The following is a 3,181-nucleotide window of genomic DNA, read 5'->3' on the forward strand; positions in this document are numbered from 1 at the left end:
ACCCACCCCTGCATCTCGCCCACGAGTGGGACCCAAAAACGTGGCGAACCCTAAGCCCACGAGGGTGGGGAAAAAATCGGGGGTCCAGGGGGCTTTAGCCCCATGGCAGGGGGCCCGGGGGATGTGCCCCCGGAAACTTCCAAAAGTTCAATGGATCTCCTTCTTGAAACGCAGAAAAGCAGCCTCACAATTTGTCAATCTCCTCACCTTTGCGGTATAATAATTTAAAATCACCTAAGGAGGTGAAAGATGGGTAGCCTGAAGCGCTTTGTATTGCCGCTTGTGATTGTGGCGTTCTTGGTCGCGGCATGCGCTACCCCAGCCCCTACACCCACACCCGTCCCGCCTACTCCTACCCCCACGCCTGTCCCACCCACCCCAACGCCTACACCAGCCCCGAGGAAAATCATCGTAGCTACCGATGCCACCTGGCCCCCCGCCGAATTTATAGATGAGAAGACCAAGGAAATCGTGGGCTTTGACATTGACCTTATGAGGGCTATAGCTCAGGAAGTGGGCCTCGAGGTGGAGTTTAAGAACGTGGCCTGGGATGGAATCTTTGCGGGCCTTGAAGCCGGAGAATACGATGCCATTATCTCTTCCGTCACCATAACCGAAGAACGCAAACAAAAATACGACTTCTCCGATCCTTATTTCAACGCCGGCCAGCTTATAGCTGTCCGCATTGATAACCAGGACATAAAAGGGCCCGCTGACCTCAAGGGTAAAGTAGCCGGAGCGCAGATTGGAACCACTGGAGCTTTTGAAATCGCTAAGATAGAAGGGGCCACCCTTAAGGAATACGATACCATTGACCTGGCCTTCATGGACCTTATGGAGGGCCGCATTGATGCTGTAGTGGCCGATAGCCCCCTGACCATGTCTTTCGTTGCCAAGTACCCCGACAAGCTCAAGTGGGTAGGGGAGCCCTTCACTGAGGAATATTACGGAATTGTGGTTAAGAAGGGCAACAAAGAGCTTCTGGACCTCATCAATAAGGGCCTCAAGGCGGTGAAAGAGAAAGGCATCCTGGACCAGCTGATTAAGAAGTGGTACGGGCCATAGGCCTAAAAGGCCAATTTGCTGCGCTCTGAGGTTCGGTTATTTAATTTTTAAAACCCTTTAAGGAGGTAGATGATGGGTAACTTTAAACGCTTTTTGCTGCCACTTATGGTCCTGGTGCTCCTGGTGGCAGCGTGCAAGCCTGCACCCACACCAACCCCTACACCCACGCCCGTCCCGCCAACACCAACACCCACGCCCCTGCCGCCAACCCCAACACCGACACCTGCCCCCAAGATACCCCCACCCAACCCTGAAGCCAAAAGCTTGTTCCGCTACATTGAGAAAGTAGACGATTACACCGTCAAGTTCTACCTGAACCGGATGGACGTGGCTTTCCTCCAGAAGATGGCCTTCAATGCCTTCGGCATTGCTAGCCCCGAAAACATAAAGAAGTTCGGCGGAGGCGGCGACCTCTTCAAGAACCCAGTGGGCACTGGCCCCTATAAGTTCGTGGAGTGGATCCCTGAGGACCGCATCGTTCTGGAACGCTTTGAGGATTATTGGGGTCCGAAAGCCAAAACCAAGACCGTGATCTTCAGGGTAATTAAAGAGGCTACTGCCCGCTTCCTGGAGCTTCAGGCTGGGACCGTGGACGGGATTGACAACATGGCTCCTGATGATATCCCGGTAGCCCAGAAAGACCCTAATCTCCAGGTATTCTTCCGACCCATGTTTAACATCGGCTACCTGGGTATAAACCGGGCCCGCAAACCCTTTGACGATGTCAGGGTCCGCCAGGCTGTAGGTTATGCTATCAACAAAGAAGCTATTGTGAAGTCCTTCTACCCGCCCACGGCCGAAGTGGCAACCCAGTTCATCCCGCCCGGCATTTTCGGCCACTCCAAGGATGTGCCATCCTTTACCTACGACCCCGAAAAGGCCAAGAAACTTCTGGCCGAAGCCGGTTATCCCAAAGGTTTCAAGACCACCCTCTGGGTGATGCCTGTCTCCCGCGGCTACTACCCCGTTCCGGACAAGATCGGCGAAGCAATCCAGGCTCAGCTCAAAGCTGTTGGCATTGACGCTGAAATCGTAACCTACGACTGGGGCACTTACCTGGACAAGGTGGCCGCCGGTGAGGCTGACCTCTTCATGCTGGGGTGGATGGCCGACTACGCCGACGCCACCAACTTCCTGGACGTCTTCTTCGGCAAAGGTGCTGATATGAGTTTCGGCGATCCTAAAGACTTCCCTGAGCTCCTGAGCCTCCTCGACAAGGGAGCTTCTACCCTTGACCCTGTAGAGCGCCAGAAGATTTACGATGAGGCCAACAAGTTCATCTTTGAGAAAGCTATCGCTATCCCCATCGTCCACAACAGCTCCGCTATTGCTTACCGGAAAGAGTGGACAGGCATATACCCTGATCCCTTCAGCAACGAAGCCCTCTGGCTTGTGGAAGCCCCCGGCAAAGACACCCTTATTTACGCCCGCAGCGGGGACTCGGTGGGCCTGGACTGTGCCGATGAGACCGACGGTGAGTCTTACTGGGTTTGCAAGCAGATCTTTGAGCAGCTTGTCACCTTCAAACCCGGAACCACTGAGGTTATCCCTTGCCTCGCCGAGCGCTGGGAAGTGTCCCCCGACGGCCTGGAGTGGACCTTCTACCTCCGCAAAGGCGTTAAGTTCCACGATGGCACTGACTTCAATGCCGATGCTGTTGTCTTCAACTTTGAACGCTGGTGGGACAAAGCTAATCCTTACCACAAGGGCCATACTGGTGATTTCTTCTACTGGTCCTACTTCTTCGGAGGCTTTAAAGGAGAGTGAGGCCGGAGGGTAGCAGGTGAATAGCCTGCAGTGGGGGGCTGCCCCTCCGCTGCAGGCTTTTTATTAAAAGGAGGAGGCCGTGATCCGTTATATAGTTCAGCGCTTGGTAATGCTAATACCTGTCCTTATCGGAATATCGATTGTTACTTTTTCCCTCCTCCGTTTCATTCCCGGAGATCCGGCCAGGGTGATGCTGGGGGAGCGTGCTACCGCTGAACAGGTGGCCGAATTCCGCAAAAGGATGGGTCTTGATGACCCTATCCCTATCCAGTATGTTCGCTACCTGGGAAGGATAGTGAGGGGCGATCTGGGCAGAGCTATCCGCACCAACGAACTTGTGACTACGGAG

General features: G+C 54.3%; 2 protein-coding genes and 2 pseudogenes. All 4 read left to right on the plus strand.

What is annotated here, in order from left to right; all coding sequences use genetic code 11:
• The first annotated feature begins 249 nt into the window (after window positions 1-249).
• Window positions 250-1,065: a basic amino acid ABC transporter substrate-binding protein gene (locus NZ653_09960; GenBank protein ID MCS7287444.1), complete on the plus strand. Its 816-nt coding sequence runs from the start codon at window positions 250-252 to the stop codon at window positions 1,063-1,065.
• A gap of 105 nt (window positions 1,066-1,170) precedes the next feature.
• Window positions 1,171-2,214, plus strand: a pseudogene (locus NZ653_09965) (ABC transporter substrate-binding protein).
• A 351-nt stretch (window positions 2,215-2,565) separates the two neighbouring features.
• Window positions 2,566-2,772, plus strand: a pseudogene (locus tag NZ653_09970) (ABC transporter substrate-binding protein).
• Between the two features lie 139 nt (window positions 2,773-2,911).
• On the plus strand, window positions 2,912-3,181 hold a 270-nt coding region (locus NZ653_09975), incomplete at its 3' end, for an ABC transporter permease (GenBank protein MCS7287445.1).

The organism is Anaerolineae bacterium (assembly GCA_025062375.1).
GTDB lineage: Bacteria > Chloroflexota > Anaerolineae > SpSt-600 > SpSt-600 > SpSt-600.